The sequence below is a fragment of the Symbiopectobacterium sp. genome (assembly GCF_047692315.1).
Classification (GTDB): Bacteria; Pseudomonadota; Gammaproteobacteria; order Enterobacterales; family Enterobacteriaceae; genus Symbiopectobacterium.
Map to the genome: position 1 here is coordinate 163,980 of NZ_JBLLJS010000021.1, position 26,555 is coordinate 190,534.

Below are 26,555 nucleotides of genomic sequence, written 5' to 3' on the forward strand. Positions count from 1 at the left end.
ATCAATTATCTTCCTATTACGCCGTCTCAGTCTTGCAATAGGCCGAGGTTCAGGTTTCAATACGCTGCTGGGCTTGCAGAACTTCCCTTTATCGGGTATTGTTCCGTTTGCTGCGAATACTATGGAATGCTTTGATGTTAAAGATTTTTAATACGCTGAGTCGCCAAAAAGAGGAATTCAAACCTATTCATGCCGGGAAGGTGGGCATGTATGTATGTGGCATTACCGTGTATGACCTGTGTCATATCGGTCACGGGCGTACTTTTGTGGCTTTCGATGTCGTTGCCAGGTATTTGTGCTATTTGGGATATTCACTGAAGTATGTGCGCAACGTAACGGACATTGATGACAAAATCATCAAACGTGCCGCGGAGAATGAAGAGAGCTGCGAGCAACTGACGTCACGCATGATCGCCGAAATGCACGCGGATTTCAATGCGCTGAACATTTTGCGCCCCGATCTGGAGCCGCGTGCCACACACCATATCGCAGAAATTATTGAGTTGGTGGCGCAGCTTATCGCGCGCAAACATGCTTATGTGGCAGAGAATGGTGATGTGATGTTTTCTGTGGACAGCGCGCCGGGTTACGGTGTGCTTTCTCGTCAGGATCTCGAACAGTTGAAAGCGGGCGCGCGTATTGAGATTGCGGAAGTGAAACGCAATCCGATGGATTTTGTGCTGTGGAAAATGTCCAAACCTGGCGAGCCGCACTGGACCTCTCCGTGGGGGGAAGGCCGTCCTGGCTGGCACATCGAGTGTTCTGCCATGAACTGTAAGCAACTCGGCGAGCATTTCGATATTCACGGCGGCGGTTCCGATCTGATGTTCCCGCATCATGAGAATGAAATTGCCCAGTCAACCTGCGCCCATGACGGCCCTTCTTACGTCAATTACTGGATGCATTCCGGTATGGTGATGATTGACCGCGAGAAGATGTCCAAGTCGCTGAATAACTTTTTTACCGTGCGCGATGTGTTGAAGTATTACGATGCAGAAACCGTGCGTTACTTCCTGATGTCTGGTCACTATCGTAGCCAACTGAACTACAGCGAAGAGAACCTGAAACAGGCGCGGGCATCGTTGGAACGTTTGTATACCGCGCTGCGCGGCACCGATCCTGCGGCGAAAGCGCAAGGCGGAGAAGCGTTTGAAGCGCGTTTTCGCACGGCGATGGATGATGACTTTAATACGCCGGAAGCTTACTCCGTGCTGTTTGATATGGCGCGTGATGTGAACCGTTTGAAAGCGGAAGATTCTGTGGCAGCGAACGCGCTGGCCGCAGAGCTGCGTCGTTTGGCGGGGATTTTGGGACTGCTGGAGCAAGATCCGGAAGCTTTCCTGCAAAGCGGTTCGCAGGCGGATGATGATGCAGTGCAAGAGATTGAAGCCCTGATTCAGCAACGCAATGATGCGCGCCAAGCGAAAGATTGGGCGCAGGCCGATGTGGCCCGAGCGCGTCTGACGGAAATGGGCATCGTGCTGGAAGACGGCCCGCAAGGCACCATGTGGCGCCGTAAATAACGTTTACTGCGCGAAACTTGATACTGCGCTAAAAAATCGCCCGCGAACATGTTACCTGTCGCGGGCGATTTTTATTGGGTCACACTGATGGCTGTCGCTTAGGGCACCACATTTACCGATTGCCCGGCAAAGTTAACGCGTTGACCGGAGATGATTTTGCGGCGTTTGCGCGTTTCTACCTGGCCGTCAACGGTGACTGCGCCGTCAGCAATAGCGGCTTTGGCGGCGGCTCCGCTTTCGCTCAACCAAGCAGTTTAAGCAGATCGCACAGTTCAACGTGCTGGTGTTTATCGAGATGAAAGGTTTCCATAACATCCTGCTGTAAGAAAGAAAAAAGGCACGCCTGCGCGCGCGATGTTAACGATAAGCTTATACATTAACCGTATTCAGCGCCGTTACGCGTTGCCGTCGTGGTACTCTTCGCAGGCTTGCAGCGTGTTTTGAATCAGTGTGCCAACGGTCATTGGGCCTACGCCGCCAGGCACAGGCGTTATCAGTGATGCACGCTCTTGCGCGACGGAAAACTCCACGTCACCCACCACTTTTCCGCTGTCCAGTCGATTGATGCCGACATCAATCACGATGGCCCCTGGTTTAATCCACTCGCCGGGAATAAAGCCCGGTTTGCCAACGGCAACGATCAGCAGATCTGCCTGCTCAACGTGTTGACGCAGGTTTTTGGTGAAACGGTGGGTGACCGTCGTGGTACAGCCCGCCAGCAGCAGCTCCAGACTCATCGGGCGGCCAACAATGTTCGATGCGCCGACTACCACGGCGTTCAAACCGAACATGTCCACATTGTGGCGTTCCAGCAGCGTGATGATGCCACGCGGTGTGCAGGCGCGTAGCAGCGGATCGCGTTGACACAGGCGGCCCACGTTGTAAGGGTGGAAGCCGTCAACGTCTTTATCGGGCGCGATACGCTCAATCACTTTGGTGTTATCAATCCCTTCGGGGAGCGGCAACTGGACCAAAATACCATCGATGGTGCTGTCGGCATTCAGTTCGTCAATCAGCGCGAGCAGCGCGGACTCCGTGGTGCTGGCGAGTAAATCATAAGAACGGGATACAAAACCTACTTCATCGCACACTTTGCGTTTGCTTGCGACGTAAATCTGCGAGGCGGGATTATCGCCGACTAACACGACTGCCAGCCCGGGCGCACGCTTGCCCTCGGCCAGACGTTGCTTGACGCGCGCACAAACTTCATCCTTCACCTGCTGCGCAATCGTTTTACCATCAATAATCTTTGCTGCCATCTCTGAGGAAATCCATCAAATAAAACTACGGGGGATGGCGCTATTTTGTCAGAAGCGACGCGCGCTGTCAGGCTCTGTATCAATATAAATTCGCCCGATCCTGACCGGTATCGGCTTATTCTGTCGCAATTTTAACGCGATTTCTGCCGTTGTTCTTCGCCTGATACAGCGCTTTATCTGCACGAATAATCACGCTTTCCGGTGCCTGAGCCGGGGTTGTACCGACAAAAAGATAGACACCTGCGCTGGCGGTGACAATTTTTTCGTTCAATGTGGTGAGTTCATGGGGGATGCGCTGATGTCGGATGGCCTCCAGTGCGCGTTCCGCGAACGCCACAGCACCTTCTTCCGTCACATCTATCAGAATGATGACAAACTCTTCGCCGTCATAACGCGCAATTAAATCCTCTTTGCGGCGCGGCATGCTGCTTAATGCATGACTCACGGTTTGCAGGCACTTATCGCCTTCAACGTGGCCATAGTGGTCATTATATTTCTTGAACATATCGACATCGAGCATGATAAGTGCAATCCGCTTGCCGGAAAGGGCTGACTGCGCGATGGTCTCGCGCAGGAAAATATCAAACTGTCGCCGGTTGGCCTGGCCGGTGAGGCCATCCAACAGTACCAGCGTTTCGAGCGTGTGATTCATTGCGGTAAGCTGATCGCGCACTTTGGTCAGATCCGTTTGGTTTTTTTCGTTGATCTTGATCTGCTTAAGTACGATGGCACCCATGCTGCTCATGATCAGCAACAAGGTAAGGGCGATGGCGGTATAAATGGTGGAATCGACTTTCCAGTTGGAGAGTATCTGCGTTTTGTTATAACCCGCAGCAATCATAATGGGATAACGTTTAAGACGGGTATAGCCATAGATGCGCTCGACGTGGTCTACGGCGGAATAGAAAGTAGCAGTACCGCTGGTGGATAATTTCAAATGCTCCATAAAAAGCGGGCTACCCAATACATCGCGATTAATTTGCGAATCATCAAAAGGGCGACCATACAGAATATGCTCGTCCGACAGCAAGATGGCTAACACATCAGTCTCACCCATTGAGTAATAGCTATAATAGAGTTTGAAGTAATTAATCGAAATGGTGGCGAGCAGTACGCCAGCAAAAGTGCCATCGTCGTTATTTAAACGCATGGAAACAGGAATAATCAGATCGTCGGTCGTGCGGCTACGGATGACATTACCGATATACAAACCGCTACCGGGATTATTTTGATGATATTTGAAATATTCACGATCCGAATTATTCGCATTTTTAGGAATGTAATCTGCGGCATTCACCAGCCAGTGTCCTGAGGCGTCATAGATAAAGATGCCATGCAGTTGTGGCAGCGTTGATTTACGATTTTTTAGCGTTTGTTGCAGACGGGGAAGCTGTTGCACGCCAAACCCATCTTGTTCAATACGTTCATTGAGATCCTGAAGCAGCAGTTCAACTTGCAAGAAGGTGTCTTCTGCATGACGCGATAGCGAAAGCGATAAGTTATCCGCCTGCTTTTCGGTAGCCTCAAGGGTGCGTTGATAGGAGTTAAAAACCACCCATCCGTTAAGTACCACGACAGCCAAAATAATGAACAGGATAAAACCTGCCATCAGATTTTGCAGAGAAGGTGATGTGCGTTGTTCTGTAGACTGTGCGCGTGTATTCATGCAATGGTGTCCCTTGTCCCCCATGCTGACAGGTCCGCATTACTTACCCATGTCAGTTTATCCCGCGAGAAAAAGTCTCCCTGCCAGTGTGGGATACAGCGCGAAGCTGACGGTATTAAATGGCAGCATGGAAAATGCAGGATGCGAATACACTAAGTGTAGCTGTGTTATAAAAAAACGAATCTGAACTGCCGATTTTTAATAACGGGCGGCATGATTTGCCGCTTGCTGTTGCCACTAACTGTTATTTTTTTCTGAGCGGAGCCTGACGATAAGGCACACAAGGCTGGCGAGCGTAGCAAGCAGCGTGACACCTGGCCAACCGGCTATCGACATCGCTTTGGCACCCAAGGCCGATCCTGCTGCCATACCAATGAACACGCCGGTGAATAACAGGGCGTTAAGCCGTCCGCGGGCCTGTGCGTTCAAGCTGTAAACCAGCGTTTGATGCGCCACCAGCGCCGATTGTAACCCCAGATCAAAACCTACAGCGGAAAGTGCGATTAATGCCAGTTGGCCGTGCAGTGGCAGCGTCGGTAACAGAAACAGGGTGGCAAAAGAGACCGCAGAGAGCGCTGCACCTAACTGCGTGACTTTCCCTGCGCCAAAACGGTCCGACAGGCTGCCAGAGAGCGGTGCTGCCCAGCTGATAGTGCTGTTCCAGCATCAGCGCAAGCGTTGACCAGAATGCGCTAAAGCCGACGGAGAGCAACCCTTGCGCCAGTGCTGCGCGACGCAGTGCAGGATAGCTGCGCCACAGTTGCAACATGGAGCGCAACAAACCGGGATAGCTGAGGGCAGAGTGTTGGGCAAATACTGGCAGAATGCGCCACAGGGCGATGCCGATAATCCCGATACTGAGTGCCGCCAACTGATACATGGCGCGCCAGCCAATATACTCACCCACCACGCCGCTCACGGTTCGAGACAGTAGGATCCCAATCAGCAGGCCGGTCATGACGGTACCGACGGCTTTTCCCTGTTTTCCCTCGGGTGCCAAAATGGCAGCTACCGGCACAATATCCTGTGCCAAGGTGGCCGCCATACCGAGCAGCAGACTGGAAAGCCACAGTGCGCTGGACTCAGTCACCTGACTGCACAGCCAGAGCATGGCGGTCAATGCTGCGCTTTTAACGGCGATGATCTTACGCCGATCGTAGCGATCGCCGAGCGGTAATAAAAGCAGAATTCCGAGCGCATAGCCGATTTGCGTCAATGTGGGCACCAGTCCCATGCCGTCGAGCGTCATGTGCAGATCGTGGCCCATCTGTGGCAGAATAGGTTGAACATAATAGATTGAAGCCACGCTGAACCCTGCCCCAATGGCAAGAATGAGCGTCATGAGGCCAGAAAGTGTTGGCTGTACAACGCTTTCGTCCTCGGTGTTTGAGATGGTCGACATAAAGATTTCCCCGTTGCGCTGTCGTGTTGGGCGTATTGTTCAGCAATGCGGGGTCGCGTTGTAGATGGGTTAGTGGTAAAATAGTTATACGTATGACGTATGACGTATGACGTATGAGTGATGGCAGATTGAGCAATAGATCGTATAGAACTGATGCAGACGCTGACTCGCATTATTGAAAGTGGTTCTCTGTCGGCAGCAGCACAGCAGATGGGGAACCACCCAGGCAACCATCAGCCGCCGCTTGCAAGCGTTGGAGCAGTTGCTGAATACCAAGCTTCTGCTGCGGACGACGCACGCCATGAAGCTGACGGATGATGGTGAACGCTGTTACCAACACGCCCGATCGCTGATTGCTGCATGGGAAGCGCTGGAGGACGATTTGAAAGGGGCTGATGCTGAACCCACGGGCGTGCTTCGAGTGCGCGCTCCACATGCGTTTGGTCAGGAGCAGCTTATTGCGCCGCTGACGCAGTTTCTGAATCAGTACGGGCAACTTTCCGTGGAGTGGATGCTTAACGACAAATCACCAGATTTTATCGCCGACAACATTGACTGTGCGATACACGTTGGGCCTGCCACCGATCCGGTCACGGTGGCCACACGTTTGGCGGAGGTGCCGCGTATTATTGTGGCATCCCCACGCTGTTGGCTCAGGCTCAGAGCACCGTTGAAGATATTGATGCATTGGCGGCTTTACCGTGGATCGCCATCCGGCAGTTTTATCATTACGACGTGAGCTTGTCTCACAGTGAAACCGGGCAGAGCGTGCACTTTTCTATCGCTCCCAGACTCACGTCCGACAGCCTGTATGCTGTGCGTCAGGCCGCATTGAGCAGTATCGGCGCCGTCATTATTTCGGCCTGGCTGGTGGAGGATGACATTCGTTCAGGCCGACTTATTCATGTGTTACCGCAGTGGCAAGCATCGCCACTGCCGGTTTTTTTGCTCTATCCCTATGCAAACTACTACCCAGCGCGATTGCGCAAATTTTTGACGCTGATGCGCGATGCCATGCCAGGGTTAGTGGGGATGCGTAAACCCGAATCGCGTTAGCGCAAATCTGCCACCGGCGCATCATCCAGAGCGCCTGTCAGTTCGCCGATATGACGAATGCCCTGTTGTTGACAGTATTGATGAAGTGAATCCAACAGGGTAATCATGGTTTGCGGTTGGATAAACGTCGCGGTTCCCACCTGTAGGGCGCTTGCCCCGGCCAGCATGTAGGCGATGGCATCTTCCGCGTCGGCAATGCCGCCGCAGCCGATGATGGGAATGGAGATGTGCTTGTGGCACTGGTAAACCATGCGCAGCATGATGGGCTTGATGGCCGGGCCAGAGAGCCCTCCCATGATATTGCCCAGTCGAGGCCGACGGCTGTGGATATCAATGCTCATGCCCAGCAGCGTGTTACCCACTACCACCGCATCTCCGCCCTCATGCTCTACCGCCTGCGCAACAGCAGCGACATCCGACGTGTTCGGCGTCAGTTTGGCCCAAAGTGGAAGGGATGTCGCCTGGCGCAACGCTTTGATCACCCGCGCCGTTGCCACAGGCTCAATGGCAAAAGCGCGCCCGTCTTCTTCGATGTTAGGACAGGAGATGTTGGCCTCGATAGCGGCAATGTCCGGCACCTCGCTAAGGCGCGCCGGCGTGGTAAACTCCTGCGCTGTCGGTGCAGAGATACTGGCGATCAGCGGCGGCGCATACTGCTGGTAAAACGGCAGCATGTGGGCAATAAAATCCTCGACGCCTTTACTGGGAATACCAATGGCGTTGAGCCTGGCCGAATCCAGCTCACACACGCGCGGCAGCGGATTGCTGCTGCGCGGATGAAGCGTGAAAGTTTTGGTGACGAAGGCACCAAGGCGGTTGAAATCAATCACCTCGGCCAACCCTTCGGCAAAGGTGCCGGACGCAGGCATCACCGGGTTCGCCAGACGCAGCCCATTGATATCGACGCTCAAATCGATCATAACACCACCTCATGCAGCGGAAATACCGGGCCGTCGTAGCAGACGCGTTTGTCGGAGAGCGCTTGGCTATCCTTATCGCGCATTGGCCGAACGCAGCAGTAACACATGCCCAGACCGCACGCCATCTGCTGTTTAAGCGCCGCTTCGCCGCTGAAGCCCAATTCTTGCGAAAGGCGTTGTAACAGCTGGATAATCCGGGATGAACCGCAGGTATAGACGGCATCGATCGGACGTTGCTGATGCACGGCGCGAATGCGCTGCTCAACCTGCGCCATCGCGCTGGAGCCGTCGCTGTCCGTTACTTCGATAAGATCGGCGCCGCGTGCTCGGCTAGCGGTGCCAGCGTTGCCAGACCCACACCGCGTCCGGCGACCAGAATATGACGGTCGCCCGGTTGAAGCGTGAAGCCGTTGCCCAGCGGGCCCAGCACATTCACCGCATCTTCCGGGCGCAAGGTGGCCAGACCCCGGGTTCCGGCACCAACCACTTTATACAGAAAATCAACGTATCCCTGCTCCGCATTGGCAAACCAGGTGCTCATGGGGCGGCGGAAAAAGGGTTTATCCTGTTCCGTTTGCGGGCATTGCAGGTTAAAGAACTGGCCCGGTTTCACGTGCGCGGCCGACGCATTAACCCGAACGCGCAGATGTTTGTATTCATCATTGACCCATTCATTGCTGAGCACGCTGGCTGTATTCTCGTGCGCAGTACTCGCTCTACGGGTACAGGCACGCGCGGCATTGTCACGCATTGTCATAAAAACTCCGTTGATATACGTAATATAAATTTCCCTGGCACTGCACAAAAAAGAGAAACAGGTCCGCGCATAATGGTTTTTGCCCTGGTGTGGCATTGTATTTTTTAGCTAAAGCTATAATGAAGCGTCATCACGGTATTCACCGCAGGTGGCTACATTTGTCAGTCAGAACCGTTGATGATAAAATAATGCAAATTTTTCAGTGGCCTGGAATTATGAACCACACGTCGATCGATTATTTGGCTATTGGGCAACGGTTGCGTGCGTACCGGATTGCCGCGTCGCTCAATGCGGAACAGATTGCTGCCGAACTAGGGATATCGCGAGCGGCGGTATACCGTTTGGAAAAAGGCGAAATAAAAAAGATCGAAACCCTTGAGCGTCTGGCGCAGTGCCTGAATACCACTGTCGAGACGCTGTTGGGCGTGGGCATGGAGTATTATCTCCACGCCAGCGGTTTTTTTGAGAGAATGCGCCAACTCGAAGAGGGCTCTACGCGTATTTATTCTCACTTTGAACCGTTCTCCTATCTCCTGACCTCAGAAAAATACGATACCTACCTGCAACAAATGCTGTTGGAAACCGACAGCAATACGGTGCAGGGCGACAAGCTTGACGATAAATCATTACAAACGCTGGCTATCCTTTCGGAACGAAAATCCCACCTGAATACTCACTTGCCGAAAATACATAACCTGATCGGTATTCAGCATATCGAGAAATTTATTCATCTCGGGCTGGTGGGCTCCCTGAATATTTCACCGAGCACGCGAATGGAGCGTGTGCTGGATGCGCGTCAGGAAGTGAAATATCTGCTCCACGTGCTGGAAGAGAAAAAGGATATTGTTCAGGTCGCCATCACCAAAGAGACGATCCCATCTTCTACCTTCCAGATTTTCTATAACGACAGCGAGGCGCTTTCGGTGGCCTCCAGTCCTTTCCGTCTGGGGGAGTTGCCCAATATCAGCGCCGGGGTCGCGTGGGTTTCCTCATCCAAAGAGGCAATCCACCACCATCAATCCTTGTTTGATGCGCTGTGGGAAAATGCCGCCAAAGGGGAAGATGCCCTGCGTCTGTTACGTGATACCCTCGATCGCTACTGATTATCTTCCCCGTTGTCTCTGCTTCAGGCGTTGGCTAACCGCGCCAGCGTGTTTTTCAATACTTTGGCTGCCAGTGCGATATCCTACGGTGCCGTGTACTCTGCCGGGTGGTGGCTGATGCCTTCACGGGAAGGAACAAACAGCATTGCCGTCGGGTAACGGCTGGCCACGTACATTGCATCGTGCCCGGCACCGCTGGCCATGCGCATACTGGTAATCCCTTCTTGTGCGGCGTTCTCTTCCAACAAACTGCAAATCGATTTATCTAGCAGAGTAGGGGTTTCGGCTGCCAGTGATTCCAGCGCAATCTGCACATCGTTCTCTTTTGCCACTTTGCTGACGGAATCGGCTAGGCGGTCTGCCACCCGTTGAATGCTGCTTTTATTGATGCCACGAATATCAACATAAAACTTTACCAGACCGGGGATCACGTTCATCGCATTTGGCGACACGTCCAGTTTGCCGACGGTGCCGTACACCATCTCTTTACAGGCCGCATGGTGGACATCTTCAATAATCATGGCGCTGGCGACCAGAGCGTCATGACGCTGGTACATCGGCGTGGCGCCGGAATGGTCGGCAAGACCAGTGACAGTGACGCGAAAGCGTGTTGGTGCAGCAATGCCCTCGACAATACCGAGGGTTTTGCCTTCGTTTTCAAGCCGGCGCCCTTGTTCAATATGCAGTTCGATAAAGGCGTCGTAGCGTGCGGGAGCGAGCTCGCAGGCGGCGAGGTCATTTTCGGCATAGCCCGCCGCGCTCAGCGCTTGAAATACCGTCAACCCCTGATCGTCGGTATTTTTCATCCACGCAGTGCGATCGATGTGCCCGGTCAGCACTTTGCTGCCAATGCAGGAGAAGCCGAACCGGCTCGATTCTTCGGCACGGAATATCACCAGTTTCAGATCGCGCTTGAGCTCGCCGGGTTCGAATTGCATTAGCGCATACAAACCGGTGATAACGCCCAGCGTGCCGTCATATGCGCCGCCGTTCGGGACGGAATCAATGTGTGAGCCGGTGCCAAGCACGCGAATGTTGTGCCCATAGCGTCTCGGCTGACGCTAAACCCCTGCGTTGCCAACTTGTCTGCCAGATATCGATGCGCCGCTTCATCCTCCCGGCTGAAGGCGAGACGGGTGACACCATCCTGACCGTGGCTGGTGGAAAATTGGCGCAATTCTTCCAGCAACACCGTGATTTCTTCTGTGGTGAAACGGGGCGGCATAGGGGCTCCTGATCCTCTGTACTGTCAGCCATCACCGGTTAGCCGTATGGGCGACAACTCTGGGTGATAAACATCGGATGATGTTATGGTTTTTAGTGTTGCGCGTTTTTTCATGCTCGTCAATATGATTGTCTAAAAATTTACACAAAAAGCGAAGTGTGACATTCCGGGTTTTAGCAATAACCTGTTTTTAAAAAATTATTTGTTTTGTATAATAAGAAAAAACGATGGTTGACATTGCATTGTGTCAATTTTTAGATATCTGTTGTTGAACAGAGTTGACAAGTTACGGTATTCGTTTTAGAAAAGGTAGCTTCCCTATGTGGTTGAGTAACCGCGATTAAAGGTGGCGATGACGGATTTTACGACGGTATATCATGCATTTACTCAGAGTCTGGATGGTACGGACAGCTATGTGGTGTTGCGCCGCGATTTGGACAGCCTGATTGTGAACGATCCCGATAATGCGGTTTCCTACTATGTCTTGCGTGGTCTGGCGGATAGCTATGTCACGTTGTATGCCGATCAGGCGGTTAGTCCTGATTTTGCGCATCAGGCCAAGACGGAAATGATTCGCTTGCTTGATATTGTAAAACCGGCGCTTTCGAATAAAGCCGCCTCTGTGGAGGTGCGCTATCAGGCAATTAATGCGTTGGTGACGAGTTACTCATCGGGCAAAAAGCGGTTTTAACGTGCGTGCTCAGTAGGTTCGTACTCGGTAATACCCGGTCAGGCTTTGCCACCCATCCTCCGCTTTCAGGAGGATTTTTTTAACTATTGCTTGTTATTTTGTATCAAAAATAAAACAAATCAGTAAATCTGTTCTGCGCTCTCGCCTCAGGTTCGTAAAATGAAAAGCCAGTACAACGGGTTGCGTGCAGAGCATGCGTGTTTTTATTGCACTGATTTAGTGACAATAGGGTGTGGTTGCATTATTTTGGTGCCAGAATTTACCTCAATTGGTGCACAATCCTTTCAGTAAAAATGAGATTTTCCCTATTCTTCGGGAATGGCTAGAAAATAACTTGTTATTAATCGTGTGATTATTTTTATCGTAGCCTGCCATTTTGGTATTTTACAAGGTAAACGTTTGCGCGGATGTTGAACGAAAAGTGGTATGACTATTGCTAGTCATACTTGTATCAAAAATGATACTGGTGGTGCGCTAAGGCAAGGGCCGGCAATATCAGGCGCGTATTTTCATATTCTTATAACAATGATTCAGGAGAGCAGGATGGAATCAATTCCTTCACATAGCGCACCCGCGTCAAGACCGGAGAGCACGGAAAAAGAACACGTTGACAGCTATAGTTGGAAAGCGTTGGCCGGGTCGGCGGTGGGCTATGCCATGGACGGATTTGATTTGCTGATTCTCGGCTTTATGCTGTCAGCAATATCCGCAGATTTGGGTCTGACTTCGGGTCAGGCGGGATCGTTGGTTACCTGGACTCTGATCGGCGCAGTGATCGGTGGTCTGATTTTTGGTGCATTGAGCGACCGTTACGGGCGTATCCGTGTACTGACCTGGACCATTGTCCTGTTCGCCGTGTTTACCGGGCTCTGCGCCTTTGCTCAGGGCTACTGGGATCTGCTGATTTACCGCACCATTGCCGGTATCGGTCTGGGCGGTGAGTTTGGCATCGGCATGGAGCTGGCGGCGGAAGCCTGGCCTGCCAAGCATCGTGCCCGTGCCTCTTCTTACGTTGCGTTGGGATGGCAAGCCAGGGTGCTAGGCGCAGCGCTGCTGCCGCACATTGGTTGGCGTGGCATGTTTCTGGTAGGGATTCTTCCGGCATTTGTTGCCTGGTTTATCTGTCATCGCTTACACGAACCGGAAGTGTTCGTGCGTAAGACCGATAAAAAGGCCCCGACCTGGTCGTCTTTCAAACTGCTTATGAAAGACAAGGCTACCAGTAAAGTCAGTGTCGGGATCGTTGTGCTGACGTCAGTACAGAACTTTGGTTATTACGGCATCATGATCTGGATGCCAAGTTTCCTGTCTAAAACCTTGGATTTCAACCTGACTAAATCGGCGATGTGGACCTCGGTGACCATTCTAGGGATGATTGCTGGTATCTGGGTGTTCGGGCAACTGGCGGATCGTATTGGCAGAAAACCCTCCTTTTTGTTGTTCCAGGTAGGTGCCGTGGTTAATGGTGCTGACCTACTCTCAGTTGACCGATCCGATGACGATGCTGTGGGCGGACGCGCTGCTCGGTGTGTTTGTTAACGGTATGATGGGCGGCTATGGTGCAGTTATGTCTGAGGCGTATCCGACCAATGCCCGTGCGACCGCGCAGAATGTGCTGTTCAACGTTGGGCGTGCCGTGGGGGGCTTTGGCCCTGTAGTGATTGGTGCTGTTGCCAGAGTTTATTCATTCCAGATGGCGATTGCGCTGCTCGCGGGTATCTACGTGCTTGATATTCTAGCGACACTATTCTTGATCCCTGAGTTGAAAGGGAAAGCGCTGGAATAACGGTTTTATGCCCGGTGAGACCATCAGGCCAGAGTAGATACTCTGGCCTTTGTGTTTTTATCGGGCCTGCGAGCTGTCGGATTTGCCTGGCATCATGTGTAGCAGCGTATTATCACGCTGAACATAATGATGAAAGAGCGCTGCACCTGCATGCAGGGCAATCAGTACATAGCCCAAATTGGCAAGGGTTTCATGAATATCTTTCAGCAGGAACTGGGTGTCTTCATCCGGCGTGACGAAAGGGGAGACCGTGAAGCCCAAAAGCGACCATTCGTTGTCGCCATACGCCATCATGGCAATACCCAATAGCGGCAATGCCAGGAAGGTGGCATAAAGTACAATATGCGTCAGTGTCGCGAGATGGTGTTGCCACCGCGGCGGCGCAGGTACGATTGCCGGAGTCGCTTATTTGTGTTTCAACCCTAAGCGGATAAACATCAAGATCCACACAGCAATCCCTGCGTTGTAATGCAATGTCTTCATTGCTGAAAACGCCAAGGACGAGCGCGGAAACCAGCCACGTAATTCCATCGCAGCATACACGATTGCAATCAGCAGCAGCGTTATCCAATGCAAGTGAATCTGTAGTTTGGAAAATCGAATCATCGTGGCATATCCCATTGAATGCTATATTTACGTTAACGTTTTTTTTCATTACGAATCACCATAGAAAAATGTGGGCGGGTTTAGTGCCGCCAGGCATGAATCGGCCAATGGCCGTTTCCGATACTACTGCCTTGATTTCTATCAGGACAATGACTCGAAAGAGGGAGCAATTACTCCTTTGTTATCAGTGTGGGCTTAGCCGTATACGTAGAAAATAGGCTCTTCCATGAGCCGGGGAGTCAATCACTAACAAGCGGTTCTGCCTGTTGGTGCATATCAAGAAAGTTGCCATCGCTTTTTGACATGACAAAACGATTTCGCCCATTGCTTTTACCGCGATACATCGCCTTATCGGCGCGCCCAATAGCATCGTGCAAGGGCTCATCGATATATACTTGTGTCAGCCCGCCAGTGGCGGTGACGGCAAGGCGCGAACCATCGGCGATAACCACGGGAGCTTGAGACAACAACCGACACAGACGGCTCGCCACTGCGGCTGCGGTGGAATCACAGTGTGCGTCAAACAGGGCAATGAATTCCTCACCGCCGAAGCGATACAATGCCTCGGTGGCTCGTGTGCCTGCGCGCAGTCTATGTGCGACAGCTTTAAGCACTTCATCCCCTGCATTGTGTCCGTAAGTATCATTGATGGACTTAAAGCGATCGATATCCAACATGAGCAGATAAACGGCATGGCTGTCTCTGTGACTGCGTGCCATTCTCAGCTCAGTGTCTTTATAAAGAAGTTGCCTGAGTGGCAGGCCTGTCAGGGTATCCAGTCGGTTGCGATAGGCCATCAGCGTGGCTTTGTAGCGATCAATGCTGGTGATAAACAGACGCTGGGCGTTTGTGGTAAGCATTAATTTTATCCGCGTTAGCCGAGCCATCCTCAATCGCATGCAGCAAATGTTTCGCCGTGTGGTGCATGGTTTTGTGGGCTTGGCTAATAGAAGACCAGATTGTTGCACATAGCGTGGTATCTGATGCTTTTTGCTGTAACCAGCCACTAAAGCGGCAATGATGGTGTGCATCTTCATCGATCAGGTCTTTGTCCGCTTTGCCACCTAAGATACTTAATTTTAGCATTTTTAAAGACCAGTCATAATGTTCTCTGACTGCGGTATTTAGCTCAGTCAGAGTATGATCAATGGTACAAGTATTCAGGGCCATAAGCATCCCTCCTTAACGGCAACATCGGATAAAGGCAGTTATCACCAGAATGATTGTTATGAGGGAGTATATATAATAAATTTGTGGCTAAGGGGGGATTTGAGAATAATTACAAATAAGATTTTTTTATTTTAATCTTTTCTATTTTTTACAAAGAAAAAGATTAAAATAAAAAATCACCCATATATTATCAAATATATTAGTACATAAAGTATAAGAAAATAGGGCGTCGGGTTGGATCATGGGCGGCTAACCGCCCGTTGAAACGTTCAATAGGAGTAAACCGTTCAGTCTGCAACCAGCCACTCATCTGCGTCATTAAACATCTCTTCAATAAGGCGATTGATGATCGCTTTGTCGGATTTACTGGCATCAGAATTTATTGCGTTTGCCTGCATGGCCTTTGCCTTGACATCAGCATCGGGGAAGGTGCGATGTATGCGTTTTGTCAGCTCTTTTTCGATGAGCTCATGGGCGTTGTTAAGCCCGGCAACGTTACGTTTATCATAAACAAGTTCGATGAACATGAGGAAAATCTCTGATAACTGTTTTTATATACAGTTTACTGAATCGATATGCTTGAAAAGATGATTTTATCGATTCATACTCTATCAAGGTAAATCAGTTTGCATAGGAGAACGGTGAGATGGCTGTCGGTTGGGCTGGGGATGGGGCAGTACAAGAGCAGATAGACAGCACTGTTGAGGACGCTGTAGCCAGAGCCAGGAATGAACTTCCAACTGGCGACAGCTTGTCGCATTGTGCCGAGTGTGGTGAGCCAATTCCAGAGGCAAGACGCAAGGCACTGCATGGGGTGAGGTTCTGCATTGATTGCCAGCAGTCGATTGATACCAAACATCAAAACTTTTCTGGTTACAACCGGCGAGGCTCAAAGGATAGCCAACTGCGCTAATTTTTCAGGAAAGAAAATATTATATCTAATATTATACTGCTGTATGTCAGTATTTAATTACTCAAAAAACAATAGACTGGCTATAAATTTTTAATAGAATAAGAGGCTAATCTTAAATTATCGTTACCTGATATAAGATAATTAAATGTATGTATATGATTCCGCATCATGGAACTGTAATCATCATCAGATTCATATGCGAGATTATCTATGCCTATGACAGCTATTATGAAAGGCGATGGAAATGATTTTTTATCTGTAGATAACGATAATGGAGCACTACCCCATCGAGAGAGTCTGTTTCTTTCGAGTATCAAAAATATAACCTACTCTTCCGATAATGACATAAGCTCTGAACTTGTAGCTCGAGAGCAAACAGATATCATGAAAAGTGGAGCATGTTTATATTATGCGTGTGAGAACCCCAGAGCCTATAAAACAAAAGATAAAAACATCTCCTCAACATTTTCTTTTGGAAAAAAATAGCACTAGGGATCGGTTTAATGTTGGTCGGTGGCGTCAGTAGTTGGGTAGGTTATCATAGATATTGTAAGTCAGAATATGAACCTATTTACGGAGTGTTAAACGAAAATAGTTCTTTATACATCAGTAGTAAATTATATTCTTCTCAACAGAATCACATTTATTATGGTTCCGTTAATCTTGCCGGTAATAACACGAAAAACCGCACTCGTAAAAGACACGTTGTGCCAAATGAAAAGACCAGAAAAGATAGCGAAATCAAAGATGATATTACTACTATCAAGCTTACTGATTGTCGTGAACAAAGAGAAAACTTAGCTTTACCTGATATACTCAGAGTTGTCAGCAAAACAATAAGGTATCCAATATCTTCGCTGATTGATGAGGGGAGAATAGTATTAAACTATAATGTCTATGGTCAAGGTTGCGTGGATAACAGTAAATTCAATCAAATATCAAGTAAAATAGAAAACGCGGTGAATTTACTGTTGTCATGGATTCCAATGTATAACAGAACACGTCTTATTACCATGATGACAGCCACTGTATTGGATATGATTGCGGATTCCCTTGAGCACAAAGAGTTATCAGTTTCATATGTCAATGATATAGAGGATAATATTATAAATCTGACTAAGGATATGATTTCCTCATTATCAACACTACAGGTTAATAACATTATTAACAATGGTGAATACAAACAAATAAAATCAATAATGAATGATGTTAGATATAAAAATAACAAATTAATAATCAGAACCAGAAACCCTGTTAGAGATGTTCCTGTTAAGGATTACTTTGGTCACTTTATCGATGAGAAAAAAGGAAGGTATGTTTTTTATAATAAACATAATCAATGGGCAATTAATAAGAATATACAATTTAATCATGAGGTGAGAAAAATAAAAGAATTGATTGATAATGCATGGAATGATCAAAAGGATGTGTTTTTTTGAAAAATAGCTCACCCGTTTTTTATGGAGATGCAATTCTGATAAGGAATTCATATGAATTACATGTCGTTATTGATAAAACTATCTTTCCAGCACAGGAATTTCAAATTAACGAAAGAGTGTTTCGTTATCTTGCATTGGAAAATATTGTATATTTGCCTATTATACAGCGAGAGGGAAGGTGGGGTTTTGAAAGTAAAAATACACCAGCGGTAAGTGATACTCTGATCGATTTTTTAAGCGACAATAATGTTAAAATCAGGTTAATTAGAAAAGAGATAAAACACAGTGATGTAGGGCCTATGACCTCTGCAAAAAGTTTTCAGTTTGATAAAGATCATAATCGATTTTTAAAAATAAATAATGGTTATTATAGAGTAAAGCAAGATAAATTTGGTTCTATGTATATCAATGGTGATTATGACATACTCCCTTTGAAAGAGACAGACGGGCGTTTTTATATCAATTCTCATATTTCACATGGTCAATATTCATGTCATAAAGAGGTGTTGCAAAAGCCAAATTTGTTCAGTAATCACAAAAATTACTACTTTGATAACAGTGTATTACAGGCAGTATCTGGGGAGCAATTATTAAAGAATGCAAAACCTTTCCTGGATGTATATTTATCGCTAGAAAGCAAGTTTTCAGCTTCTTCAGATATTGATAGTGCATTTTTTATAAATGATAATGACTATTTCCTTTATCAGGATAAAATGCTTGTCGTTAAACAACTTGGTGGCGATTACTATACGTTTTTAGATGATATCAATTCTGAAGGTAATATTTATTTATATAAAAATAAAAAATCGAATACGTACTATCTTTTAAAGAAAAATGAGTACAAAAAGAAATGGAAATATAATATCAGAAATTCACATTGCAAAGTAAAAAGGCAGATTCCGTCAGGATGCATGAACACTTATTGTGAAACACCAGAGCTTAGTACCCTCCTTAAACGTAATATTCATAATGGATTTCGAATCCTTAATGCGGATAAAAAACTGGAACTCTATTCAGGTATAGATGGATTTTATAGAAGTAAAAATGATATGAGATCACTTTACTATTTGTCTTCTGACGATGTTTATTTTCATGTTAGTGAGGTAGACAACATTGAGGAGAGAGTTACACCTGTTTATTTTAAAATTTATGGAAAAAATAAAAATGAAGAGATTAATCACGATTTTCTGATTTCAGATATTTGTATTCTTAAAGATTTTTATGATAAGAAAACTATTGTGAGGACACCTATAGAAGCACAAGAAATTGCATTGGGTTTAGACAAGGCATATTCACAAAAGTTACTCAGATGGCAGCAACACAGTTCTGAAGGCATGGTTGTAGAAAGAGGGAGTGCAGAGATAGAACAGTTATCCCAAAGGTTATCTAATCCGTTTAATGTTGATGAGGTGAAAAAAATTACTTGAGTTAATGAGTAAGAAAAGCATTACTTCATTTACAAAAGCTGAGTTTTATATTAACAATGCAAAAAAAAGAAATTATTGGTGAATCGGATTCTTTTGATTATAAAACGTTAGCTTCAATAGAAAGCGAAAATAATAATATTGTGTTATCTGCGGTATTTTCTGAAGCATATAATAATGTAATTACCATGGTAGATAAATCAAGTCATTTTGTTAATAACGATCGCTATTTAGTAGATGAATATATGATTGAAAGATTAAAAATTCATGATGAGAAAGCGGTTGATATTTTCATTGATTCATTCGCTAAGATTTCAGATAAAATAAAACACTTATTCAATATGTACAATAAAGAGAATATTATTATTATGACCAAAAAACACAGCGATTCAACAAAAATGGCTAAAGATAATATCGATGCTAACAATAGAGATTTGCTAGGCTTTTCATTTGTTAACGATTCTCTTGATCGGACATTTTTAAATGCTGATATAATCCCTGATGATTTAACTGAAAACTTCAATGAGTATGAAGCGTTCAGTCGGCAAGAATACTATGTTAATCTGATGGCAGAGACACTATGCTATGAGGCCATACATGCGTTAGGTAATCCAGATGACTACTTTTATCATCGGACAGATAATGCGGGAAAATTACAGCAAGTTGAGGATGCTATTGAATATATCGAATATTTTATTTTGACTGGGCAGGCGTTTAATGAACGATTTAACTATATTTGTGAGTTGTACTTTATGAGTAACCCGGTATACAACGGATTTAATATCGACAGCCTGATGAAACCTCCGGTATTTCATCAGCTTTTTCTTAAAGATAGCTATCTCAGTTCCGTTATATTCATCAATAACCCAGATACCTTGAGTTTGCTCATTCGAGATTTTTCTCGGGATCATATACTGCTGTTGTAATTGGTTCTATTTTTTTGTGGAAATAAAACATTAACATATGGAGTGTTTTTTATGCATGTAAAAAATAACGAAAGGCATCCATATGATAATTTCCAATATTGCAACAAACATGTGAGAAAAGATATTTTTTCTGGTCGATCTCATCTCAAATTAAAAAATGTACCCTCCATATTAGTAGTGAAAAACACATCAGCTAAGGTGATTAATTCTAACACCGTTTATCCCGGACTGTTATCTGTACTGAGAAGTGTATTTTCATTCAGTATATCCTCATCATCGCGTATTGATGATATTGAACTTTCTGAAGTATCCGTTTCAGGGAAATACCTGGTTAATCAAAGCGAGGCATTGAGGCGGGAAGTGATAAATAATAATAAAAAAGAGATGCGGTTCAATATCACTAAAAAGCTGGCACTGTGTTTAGGGTGGACTCATCGGTGGGGCATTTGCTGGCGTCGGTTACTATAGATACAAGCAAAGTGGACAAGATCAGCATGTCCCTAAGCCCCATAATGAAAGTTTGTTAAATTTTTATCCTGATATCAGTAGTAAGGGGAAAGTGAGTAATCCTTTTTTCATGCGTTCTCCCTTTTTTTGTTGATAACCATTTGATGAATGTCTCTGGCCCTATAATGGGATGCTTAGAAATACTAGAAAGTGAATATCAAAGAGATATCTCTATAATCAATCAGTTGGCTGTTACCTTTTTTGATGATAATGATCATGTTAGCATATCATCCGATAATAGCAGTCGACAAAAACGCAGTGCTAGGCAACCAATTATTAAAAATAAAAATATAGTTAATGAGATTATCTCTCTTATGGAAGATGATAAAATCGATTGGCGTCTAAGAAATGAATTCGATCTTATATTTCGACGTGCAGAATCCTCAGCAGATATTAAAAAATAAAAAAGAGAAAAGAGAAGAATGTGAAGCTTCTTTTGAAGTGCATCCAGTTTGCACACGCATATATATATGGTGATTTTGTAAACGGAATTAGCACCCTGTCTTTCTTTTATACCAATATATATTTGGCAAAGTTGTGGAGAATTGTTGATAGTTTGTCTAAGTCTGATAAAAGACTAATACGCTCTTTGATTAAAAAATACAATGATATATCGAGAGGTGAACTCACACATTTTTCGTTTGTTAACGATAGTCATTGGCACAAAGTTGTAAAAGCAATTTCTGGCAAAAAAATATAAATAAGGCATCTCCTTCTTTTATATATGATATCGCATAAAATAGATAAAGATGCTTTTCTTCTTAATGTTAATAATCGTACTCATATTGCACACAATATTAATAAAAGAATATACTTGCCAAAGCAAATGAAAAAATAGAAAATGTGACTACTGATAGCGTGATGAAAGTGAAAGTAACAAATTGTCGCGAGGAGAGAGAAGTCCTTTCAATTGCCAATATATTAAGAATAATAAGTAAAACAGTAAAAAGTCCAGTGACTTCTCTTATTGAAGAAGGTCGAGTGATTTTGCATTATGACATTTATGGCATTGGCTGTGTAGATGATGAAAATTTTAATATCGTTGCAAGGAAAATAGAAAGTGCGATAGATAATCTATTGTCGTGGTTGCCTAATTATAATAAGACAAGGCTGGTCACATTGATTTTTGCAACGGTGGTAGGCATGATTGCTGACTCCGTTGAAAAGAAAGAATTGTCTATTGATTATATTGAAGATATCGAAAATTACACGCTATCCTTGGCTAAGGATATTGTATCTTCTTTACTTACCAAAACAGTGAATGAAATTGCAAGCAAAAATGATGAAAATCATATGACTAAAATTGTTAATAGTATCGAGCATAAGAGCAATCAGTTGGTTATAAAAGCTCAGAAACCAGAAAAAAAAGTTTACATCGAGCGCGTTGCTAACCATTTTGCGGACAAAGAAAGTAAAGGATTGATTTTTATAATGAGCGTAATCAGTGGGTCATTGAAAAAATATACCTTTCAATAATGAAGTTAAAAACACCTTTGAGTTAGCTAAAGTTTTTTTGAAAAATGTTGGTAAGATATGTTTTTTCAAAAACTGCTCGCCAAATATATATTCTGATGCAATTCTAATCAGGTTCGATAGTATGGTCTATGCACTCGTCGGTAATGTCTTTAAGCCAGTTATTGAAATCAAAATTTCAGAAAACATATTTAGATATATGGCCAGAAGTGATAAAGGATATATGCCTATAATCCAACGTGCTGGCAAATGGATTTTTGAACGAGAGCATACTCCATTTGCGAGTGAAACTCTGATATCATTTATTCAATCAAACAAAAAAGTCAAAAATGAACTCATCAGTGGTCAAATACAGCATAACCGTGTTGGACCATTATCAATGGTTAGAAAATATCAGTTTGATAAAGGTCATAATAAATATTTAAAAATTGCAAACGAATATTTCGAACTGAAAGTTGACAGCAGTTTATTAATGTATCTTGAAGGTGGAGGCTGTGGTGTGTTACCACTGAAGTATCATAACGGAAAATTTTATATAAAACCTAGCTTCCTCTCTGGTATATACTCGGTAACTAAACTCCCTTTAGAGATAATTACGTTTAATTACTATGGTTCTATTTATTATTTTGATAATACTATCGCAACCATTATAGCCAATAGTGATATATTTATCGATGCAGTTTCTCTCGAAGGATTTCATTCGTATGAATATTCAAAAAATATCGACGGCGCAATCATTTTTGAGGGGGTGGAGTATATTCCTTACGATAATAAGTTAATAAGAATTACTGCCAATGGTGATGATACTTATATCCTTGGAGATTCAAGTGCGAAAGATAAATCTATCATTATTTGTAAAAACCCAAAGTCCACAACATATTTTTTAATGCCAGAGAAAGCCACCTTGGATTCTGGCCGTGAGAGTTATAAACCTCGCTCATCACGTTATTTGGCAAAGAGGCAGACATTTTCTACCTGTACTGCGGGATTTTATGAAAGTAAAGATATCAGTTTGTTGCTGAGAACCCATGTTGGGGCCGGGGTAAAGTTTGAATCACCCAGTGAAATTCTAAAACCTTATGTTGGAATTAATGGTTTTTTCAATAATATTAAGCAAGAGAATGCGTTATATTACTGGTCTAATAATGACGTTTTTTTCATGCGTTAGAGGTACCTGAAAGTAATGACCTTATCCCTACTTATTTTAAACTGTATGGAAAAACAAATGACGGGAGTATGAACCTTAATTTTTTGATTACTGATATCAGCGTAATTAAAGATTTCGGAACGAAAAAGATTATTATTACCACACCATCGGAAGCTCAAGAGATGATCTTTTCTCTTGAACGTGACTTATCAGATAAATTTCTTAAATGGCAGCAGGGAAATTCTGGAGGAAGAGATTTTAATGCTTCAGGAACGGATTTAGAACAGTTATTTTATAAGTTATCTATTAATAAAAATATGGATGAAGTTTATAAATTATTGAGTGGAGTGGAAAAAAAGTAATTACCTCAGTTGAGCAGGCCGATCTCTATATTGAAGAAAAGAAAAATGCTTTTTGGAAATGTTGAAAATTATCATTATAAAAACCTTGAATCTATCGAGAAAGAACACGAGCGTGCCGTTATTTTTGATATATTGGTCCAGGTCTTTGATAAGACCAGGACGACGCTTTCAAGCGCGATTTATTTAATCGATAGTAATAAATCAGAACTTAATGACTATGTTCTTAGTAAATTAGGAATATCAGATGCAAAGGCCCTGAATTACTTTGGTGATGTACTATTCGATAAATTAAAAAAATAAAAATTATTTTTGGTGAAGAAAGTAAAGACAATATTATTGTTGTTTTCAAAAAAAAATAGATATACCATGATTGATCAGGGAACCAATAGTAACGTATTGGGTTTTTCATATGTCAATGATCCTTTGGATAGAATATTCATTAATGCGGAGTTCATTCCAGATGATTTTTCGCCTGATGAGCGTGAATATGAAGGATACGCTCAACAGCAATACTACGTCAACCTGATAGCAGATACTATGCGGCATGAAGCGATTCATGCTCTGGGCAGCCCTGATGATTATTTCTATTTAAGGGTAGATACAGAAGGTAATCTTGAGGATGTCGAATCGTCTATTGCGCGTATTGAATACCATATTTTGACTGGAAACATGCTGAGCGAAAAGTTTGTTTATTTGTGTAAGACTTATTTCATGACCAATCCTGTTTACAAGGCATATAATATTGAAAGTTTGCTCATTCCATCGACGCTCTATCAGATATTCAAGAGAGACGATTATCTTCGAATGATTTTTTTGATCAATAACCCGGATACCTTAAGTTTAATCATTCGAGATCTTGCTAAACGGTCGAAATTTCCACACGGATGAACGACGCATCTTGCTACCTGAACGCGATATGCATCATAACGGGCGTATCAAGCGCGGTATTTGCCACTCTCTCGCTGTCTATTCTTATTGCTATTTTACAAAAAACTCTTTTTTTCAGATAAATAAATAATTCACTTTCCATTTGTATGGTTTTGGCGCGCCCTTTGCTTCGTGTTTGGCACAGACGTTTCGTGGTTGATTTTTTTGTAAAACAGATGTGCCAGTTATGGCTCACCTTGCACCACGAAACGTACGTATCACATAGACAGAGGCCATGATGAATAACGCGCTATCCGCACCAGAAGAACACACCAGCATATTGGCTGAGTTACACACTGCCATCCGGCTTATCTATGGTGCCTTATCCTCGGCAGAGAAGAAGCTGGTGGATGTCATTCTGGATCATCAACATCATCTGGCGAGCTACAGTGCGACGGAGTTGGCGCGACTGGCCGGCGTCTCCAAATCGACTGCGGCTCGGGTGTTTCGTCGCCTCGGTTTTCAGGATTTCAATCAGTTTCGCATGAAATGTCGCGGTATTGAGCCGATGGGCTATTCGCCGCTCACCAACCTGGCACAGCGCACGCCTCACCCGACAACGGTGCGTGAACGACTTGATGTGCATATTGAACGGGAACGCGAAAACCTGGCGAGCATGCAGCGTGACAGCATGCCTGAAGAGCTGGAACGCGCGGTGCAACTGATGCGTGATGCACGCCGCGTTTGGGTGTTGGGGTTCCGTAATAGTTACGCCCCTGCCTTCTATGCCCAGTCGCTGTTCTCTCATGTGCTGAATGATGTAACTGGTAAACGACCCGGCTGCGAAATTTGCCGATGTGCTGGCGGACATACGCGAGACGGATGTGCTGTTCGTGGTGGATTTCCCGCGTCAAATTCAACTGCTCTCGCACCTGGTGCGAGTGGCCAAAAACTATGGGGCACGCATTGTGGTGCTCAGTAACACCCTGGTGTCCGATGTTTGCGCGCTGGCAGATGTGGTTATCCCGTGCACCGCAAAACACAGCTACATTTTTGATTCCTACACCGCTGCCATCAGCATGGTCAATTTTATTGGCAATGAGTTGGTGGCCTGCTGTTCCGAGAAGGCAAGCCAACGCATGGAAGATATTCATCAGCAGATTGGCGACCTGTATCAACTTGCTCCTCTCTCATCGGCGGACGACAAAAACCGGAGTTAATTCGGGTACACATTGACTTTCACTATTGAGGACATTCGTGATGTTGACATCCACATTCGCAAGACTGCACAAATTGGGTTGTACGGCGCTACTGTCTTTATCTGTATTGGCGTCATCTGCCTATGCGACAGATCCTGTCAAAGTAAAATTTTCCCTCGATTGGCGCTTTGAAGGGCCCTCTGCACCGTTTTTGATGGCCAAAGCCAAAGGCTATTTCGCCCAGGAAGGCTTGGACGTACAGATTGATTCAGGCAACGGTTCCTCTGGGGCGGTAACTCGCGTGGCAACCGGTGCCTATGATATGGCATTTTCCGATTTCAACTCATTGATTTAACAAGAATCCTAGCATCCAGGAACCGGTATTAAAGGCGTTTATATGCTGTATAACGCCACGCCTGCTGCGGTATTTTTGCTGAAAAGCTCTGGGGTAAAAACGCCAGCAGACCTGAAAGGGAAAACCATCGCGGCTCCCGTATTCGATGCAGCACGCAAAGCCTGGCCGGCCTTTGCGAAGAAAGTGGGGTTGAGTAAGGATGCAGTCACCTGGCAATCGGCTGACCCAACCGTTACCGCCAACCTGCTGGTGCGTAAAAATGTCGATGCCATTTCCGGCTTCTATTTTACCAACCTACTGAATCTCGAAGCGCGCGGTGCCAAAGCCGATGACCTGGTGATATTCCCGTATGCGCAATATGGCGTCGATCTCTACGGTAACACCATCATTGCCAGCAAAGAGATGCTGGAAAAACACCCTGATACCATCAAAGCCTTCATGCGTGCCTTTAACAAGGCGGTGCAGGAAACCCTCGCCGATCCCGTCAGCGCCGCCAAATTTGTTAAAGAACAGGATTCACTGATCGACTTGCCGCTGGAAACCCGTCGCCTGCAACTGGCGTTTGGTCAACTGGTGGTAACGCCGGAAACCAAAAAAAACGGCCTGGGCGATGTGGATGCCCAACGTTTGAGCAACTCCATCAGCGATGTGGTGGCCGCATTCGATTTGAAAGAGACGCCGAAAGCGGATGCGTTGTTTACCAGTGCGCTGTTACCGGCGCGGGCCGATCGTACAGTGCGGTAATTTCCGTCAGGCAGCATGATTTCAGGTGGTGATAA

At 45.6% G+C, this 26,555-nt stretch carries 26 protein-coding genes and 6 pseudogenes; 19 read left to right on the forward strand and 13 right to left on the reverse strand.

The genetic code is table 11. From position 1 onward, the window contains the following. The first annotated feature begins 134 nt into the window (after nucleotides 1-134). Nucleotides 135-1,523 (forward strand): cysteine--tRNA ligase, encoded by a 1,389-nt coding sequence (cysS, locus tag ACMZI0_RS11700; protein ID WP_415673084.1) that lies wholly within the window; start codon nucleotides 135-137, stop codon nucleotides 1,521-1,523. Nucleotides 1,524-1,621: 98 nt separating this feature from the next. Here the strand turns inward: cysS and ybcJ are convergent. The 4 genes and pseudogenes from ybcJ to ACMZI0_RS11720 all read right to left on the reverse strand — a co-directional run bounded on the left by ybcJ (nucleotide 1,622) and on the right by ACMZI0_RS11720 (nucleotide 5,850). Beyond that, nucleotides 1,622-1,833: pseudogene (ybcJ, locus tag ACMZI0_RS11705) on the reverse strand (ribosome-associated protein YbcJ). Between the two features lie 85 nt (nucleotides 1,834-1,918). Continuing rightward, on the reverse strand, nucleotides 1,919-2,782 hold the full coding sequence (gene folD, locus ACMZI0_RS11710) for a bifunctional methylenetetrahydrofolate dehydrogenase/methenyltetrahydrofolate cyclohydrolase FolD (RefSeq protein WP_415673085.1): 864 nt from the start codon (nucleotides 2,780-2,782) through the stop codon (nucleotides 1,919-1,921). 115 nt (nucleotides 2,783-2,897) lie between these two features. Further along, the gene (locus ACMZI0_RS11715) at nucleotides 2,898-4,448 is read right to left on the reverse strand and encodes a diguanylate cyclase domain-containing protein (RefSeq protein ID WP_415673086.1); all 1,551 of its coding nucleotides are present in this window, start codon (nucleotides 4,446-4,448) and stop codon (nucleotides 2,898-2,900) included. Between the two features lie 237 nt (nucleotides 4,449-4,685). Beyond that, a pseudogene (locus ACMZI0_RS11720) lies at nucleotides 4,686-5,850 on the reverse strand (MFS transporter). A 153-nt stretch (nucleotides 5,851-6,003) separates the two neighbouring features. On the opposite strand from ACMZI0_RS11720, the pseudogene ACMZI0_RS11725 reads away from it, so the two are divergent. Beyond that, a pseudogene (locus ACMZI0_RS11725) lies at nucleotides 6,004-6,906 on the forward strand (LysR family transcriptional regulator). On the opposite strand, the gene ACMZI0_RS11730 reads toward ACMZI0_RS11725, so the two are convergent. Genes ACMZI0_RS11730 through ACMZI0_RS11740 form a run of 3 tightly spaced genes read right to left on the reverse strand, consistent with a single transcriptional unit; the run spans nucleotide 6,903 to nucleotide 8,583 of the window. Beyond that, the gene (locus tag ACMZI0_RS11730; protein ID WP_415673087.1) at nucleotides 6,903-7,826 is read right to left on the reverse strand and encodes a dihydroorotate dehydrogenase; all 924 of its coding nucleotides are present in this window, start codon (nucleotides 7,824-7,826) and stop codon (nucleotides 6,903-6,905) included. The pseudogene ACMZI0_RS11725 and the gene ACMZI0_RS11730 overlap by 4 nt on opposite strands. Then, nucleotides 7,823-8,101 carry a hypothetical protein gene (locus ACMZI0_RS11735; RefSeq protein WP_415673088.1) on the reverse strand — a complete coding sequence of 93 codons (279 nt, stop codon included), beginning with the start codon at nucleotides 8,099-8,101 and terminating at the stop codon, nucleotides 7,823-7,825. Before ACMZI0_RS11735 ends, ACMZI0_RS11730 begins: the two co-directional genes overlap by 4 nt. A 23-nt stretch (nucleotides 8,102-8,124) precedes the next feature. Further along, on the reverse strand, nucleotides 8,125-8,583 hold the full coding sequence (locus ACMZI0_RS11740; RefSeq protein WP_415673089.1) for an FAD-binding oxidoreductase: 459 nt from the start codon (nucleotides 8,581-8,583) through the stop codon (nucleotides 8,125-8,127). A gap of 215 nt (nucleotides 8,584-8,798) precedes the next feature. Between ACMZI0_RS11740 and ACMZI0_RS11745 the strand changes: the two genes are divergently transcribed. Beyond that, complete coding sequence (locus tag ACMZI0_RS11745) at nucleotides 8,799-9,686, forward strand: helix-turn-helix domain-containing protein (RefSeq protein ID WP_415673090.1); 888 nt, start codon at nucleotides 8,799-8,801, stop codon at nucleotides 9,684-9,686. 83 nt (nucleotides 9,687-9,769) lie between these two features. On the opposite strand, the gene ACMZI0_RS11750 is transcribed toward ACMZI0_RS11745, so the two are convergent. Beyond that, complete coding sequence (locus ACMZI0_RS11750) at nucleotides 9,770-10,714, reverse strand: Zn-dependent hydrolase (protein ID WP_415673091.1); 945 nt, start codon at nucleotides 10,712-10,714, stop codon at nucleotides 9,770-9,772. Continuing rightward, nucleotides 10,624-10,911: a hypothetical protein gene (locus tag ACMZI0_RS11755; protein WP_415673092.1), complete on the reverse strand. Its 288-nt coding sequence runs from the start codon at nucleotides 10,909-10,911 to the stop codon at nucleotides 10,624-10,626. The genes ACMZI0_RS11750 and ACMZI0_RS11755 overlap by 91 nt, the downstream gene beginning before the upstream one ends. A gap of 352 nt (nucleotides 10,912-11,263) precedes the next feature. Between ACMZI0_RS11755 and ACMZI0_RS11760 the strand changes: the two genes are divergently transcribed. Beyond that, nucleotides 11,264-11,602 carry a hypothetical protein gene (locus ACMZI0_RS11760; protein WP_415673093.1) on the forward strand — a complete coding sequence of 113 codons (339 nt, stop codon included), beginning with the start codon at nucleotides 11,264-11,266 and terminating at the stop codon, nucleotides 11,600-11,602. Nucleotides 11,603-12,145: 543 nt separating this feature from the next. Next, nucleotides 12,146-13,388 (forward strand): annotated as a pseudogene (locus tag ACMZI0_RS11765) (MFS transporter). Nucleotides 13,389-13,445: 57 nt separating this feature from the next. Here ACMZI0_RS11765 and ACMZI0_RS11770 read toward each other — a convergent pair. The 4 genes and pseudogenes from ACMZI0_RS11770 to ACMZI0_RS11785 form a co-directional block, all read right to left on the reverse strand. Then, a pseudogene (locus ACMZI0_RS11770) lies at nucleotides 13,446-13,994 on the reverse strand (cytochrome b). Nucleotides 13,995-14,233: 239 nt separating this feature from the next. Then, nucleotides 14,234-14,854 (reverse strand): diguanylate cyclase domain-containing protein, encoded by a 621-nt coding sequence (locus ACMZI0_RS11775; RefSeq protein ID WP_415673094.1) that lies wholly within the window; start codon nucleotides 14,852-14,854, stop codon nucleotides 14,234-14,236. Further along, nucleotides 14,811-15,164, reverse strand: coding sequence for a CZB domain-containing protein (locus tag ACMZI0_RS11780; RefSeq protein ID WP_415673095.1), 354 nt, complete (start codon nucleotides 15,162-15,164; stop codon nucleotides 14,811-14,813). The genes ACMZI0_RS11775 and ACMZI0_RS11780 overlap by 44 nt, the downstream gene beginning before the upstream one ends. A 287-nt stretch (nucleotides 15,165-15,451) precedes the next feature. Further along, nucleotides 15,452-15,691 (reverse strand): DinI-like family protein, encoded by a 240-nt coding sequence (locus ACMZI0_RS11785; protein WP_415673096.1) that lies wholly within the window; start codon nucleotides 15,689-15,691, stop codon nucleotides 15,452-15,454. Nucleotides 15,692-15,810: 119 nt separating this feature from the next. Between ACMZI0_RS11785 and ACMZI0_RS11790 the strand changes: the two genes are divergently transcribed. The 14 genes and pseudogenes from ACMZI0_RS11790 to ACMZI0_RS11855 all read left to right on the forward strand — a co-directional run bounded on the left by ACMZI0_RS11790 (nucleotide 15,811) and on the right by ACMZI0_RS11855 (nucleotide 26,520). Then, complete coding sequence (locus ACMZI0_RS11790) at nucleotides 15,811-16,077, forward strand: DksA/TraR family C4-type zinc finger protein (protein ID WP_415673097.1); 267 nt, start codon at nucleotides 15,811-15,813, stop codon at nucleotides 16,075-16,077. A gap of 210 nt (nucleotides 16,078-16,287) precedes the next feature. Beyond that, nucleotides 16,288-16,563: a hypothetical protein gene (locus tag ACMZI0_RS11795; RefSeq protein WP_415673098.1), complete on the forward strand. Its 276-nt coding sequence runs from the start codon at nucleotides 16,288-16,290 to the stop codon at nucleotides 16,561-16,563. Between the two features lie 17 nt (nucleotides 16,564-16,580). After that, entirely contained in the window at nucleotides 16,581-17,516 is a 936-nt protein-coding gene (locus tag ACMZI0_RS11800; protein ID WP_415673099.1) for a hypothetical protein, read from the forward strand. Next, on the forward strand, nucleotides 17,513-18,943 hold the full coding sequence (locus ACMZI0_RS11805; RefSeq protein ID WP_415673100.1) for a hypothetical protein: 1,431 nt from the start codon (nucleotides 17,513-17,515) through the stop codon (nucleotides 18,941-18,943). Before ACMZI0_RS11800 ends, ACMZI0_RS11805 begins: the two co-directional genes overlap by 4 nt. 56 nt (nucleotides 18,944-18,999) lie before the next feature. Next, nucleotides 19,000-19,866, forward strand: a complete 867-nt coding sequence (locus ACMZI0_RS11810; RefSeq protein ID WP_415673101.1) for a hypothetical protein — start codon at nucleotides 19,000-19,002, stop codon at nucleotides 19,864-19,866. A gap of 632 nt (nucleotides 19,867-20,498) precedes the next feature. Further along, a complete protein-coding gene (locus tag ACMZI0_RS11815) occupies nucleotides 20,499-20,777 on the forward strand; it encodes a hypothetical protein (protein ID WP_415673102.1) in 279 nt (92 codons plus the stop codon). 457 nt (nucleotides 20,778-21,234) lie between these two features. Then, a complete protein-coding gene (locus ACMZI0_RS11820; protein ID WP_415673103.1) occupies nucleotides 21,235-21,849 on the forward strand; it encodes a hypothetical protein in 615 nt (204 codons plus the stop codon). A gap of 121 nt (nucleotides 21,850-21,970) precedes the next feature. Further along, entirely contained in the window at nucleotides 21,971-23,014 is a 1,044-nt protein-coding gene (locus tag ACMZI0_RS11825) for a hypothetical protein (RefSeq protein WP_415673104.1), read from the forward strand. A gap of 68 nt (nucleotides 23,015-23,082) precedes the next feature. Then, nucleotides 23,083-23,355, forward strand: coding sequence for a hypothetical protein (locus ACMZI0_RS11830; protein ID WP_415673105.1), 273 nt, complete (start codon nucleotides 23,083-23,085; stop codon nucleotides 23,353-23,355). Between the two features lie 45 nt (nucleotides 23,356-23,400). Beyond that, on the forward strand, nucleotides 23,401-23,655 hold the full coding sequence (locus tag ACMZI0_RS11835) for a hypothetical protein (protein WP_415673106.1): 255 nt from the start codon (nucleotides 23,401-23,403) through the stop codon (nucleotides 23,653-23,655). A gap of 66 nt (nucleotides 23,656-23,721) precedes the next feature. After that, nucleotides 23,722-24,243 (forward strand): hypothetical protein, encoded by a 522-nt coding sequence (locus ACMZI0_RS11840; protein WP_415673107.1) that lies wholly within the window; start codon nucleotides 23,722-23,724, stop codon nucleotides 24,241-24,243. Nucleotides 24,244-24,517: 274 nt separating this feature from the next. Then, nucleotides 24,518-25,204 carry a MurR/RpiR family transcriptional regulator gene (locus ACMZI0_RS11845; protein ID WP_415673108.1) on the forward strand — a complete coding sequence of 229 codons (687 nt, stop codon included), beginning with the start codon at nucleotides 24,518-24,520 and terminating at the stop codon, nucleotides 25,202-25,204. Further along, nucleotides 25,119-25,442 carry a hypothetical protein gene (locus tag ACMZI0_RS11850; protein WP_415673121.1) on the forward strand — a complete coding sequence of 108 codons (324 nt, stop codon included), beginning with the start codon at nucleotides 25,119-25,121 and terminating at the stop codon, nucleotides 25,440-25,442. Before ACMZI0_RS11845 ends, ACMZI0_RS11850 begins: the two co-directional genes overlap by 86 nt. A 40-nt stretch (nucleotides 25,443-25,482) precedes the next feature. Then, nucleotides 25,483-26,520 (forward strand): annotated as a pseudogene (locus ACMZI0_RS11855) (ABC transporter substrate-binding protein). Nucleotides 26,521-26,555: the final 35 nt, after the last annotated feature.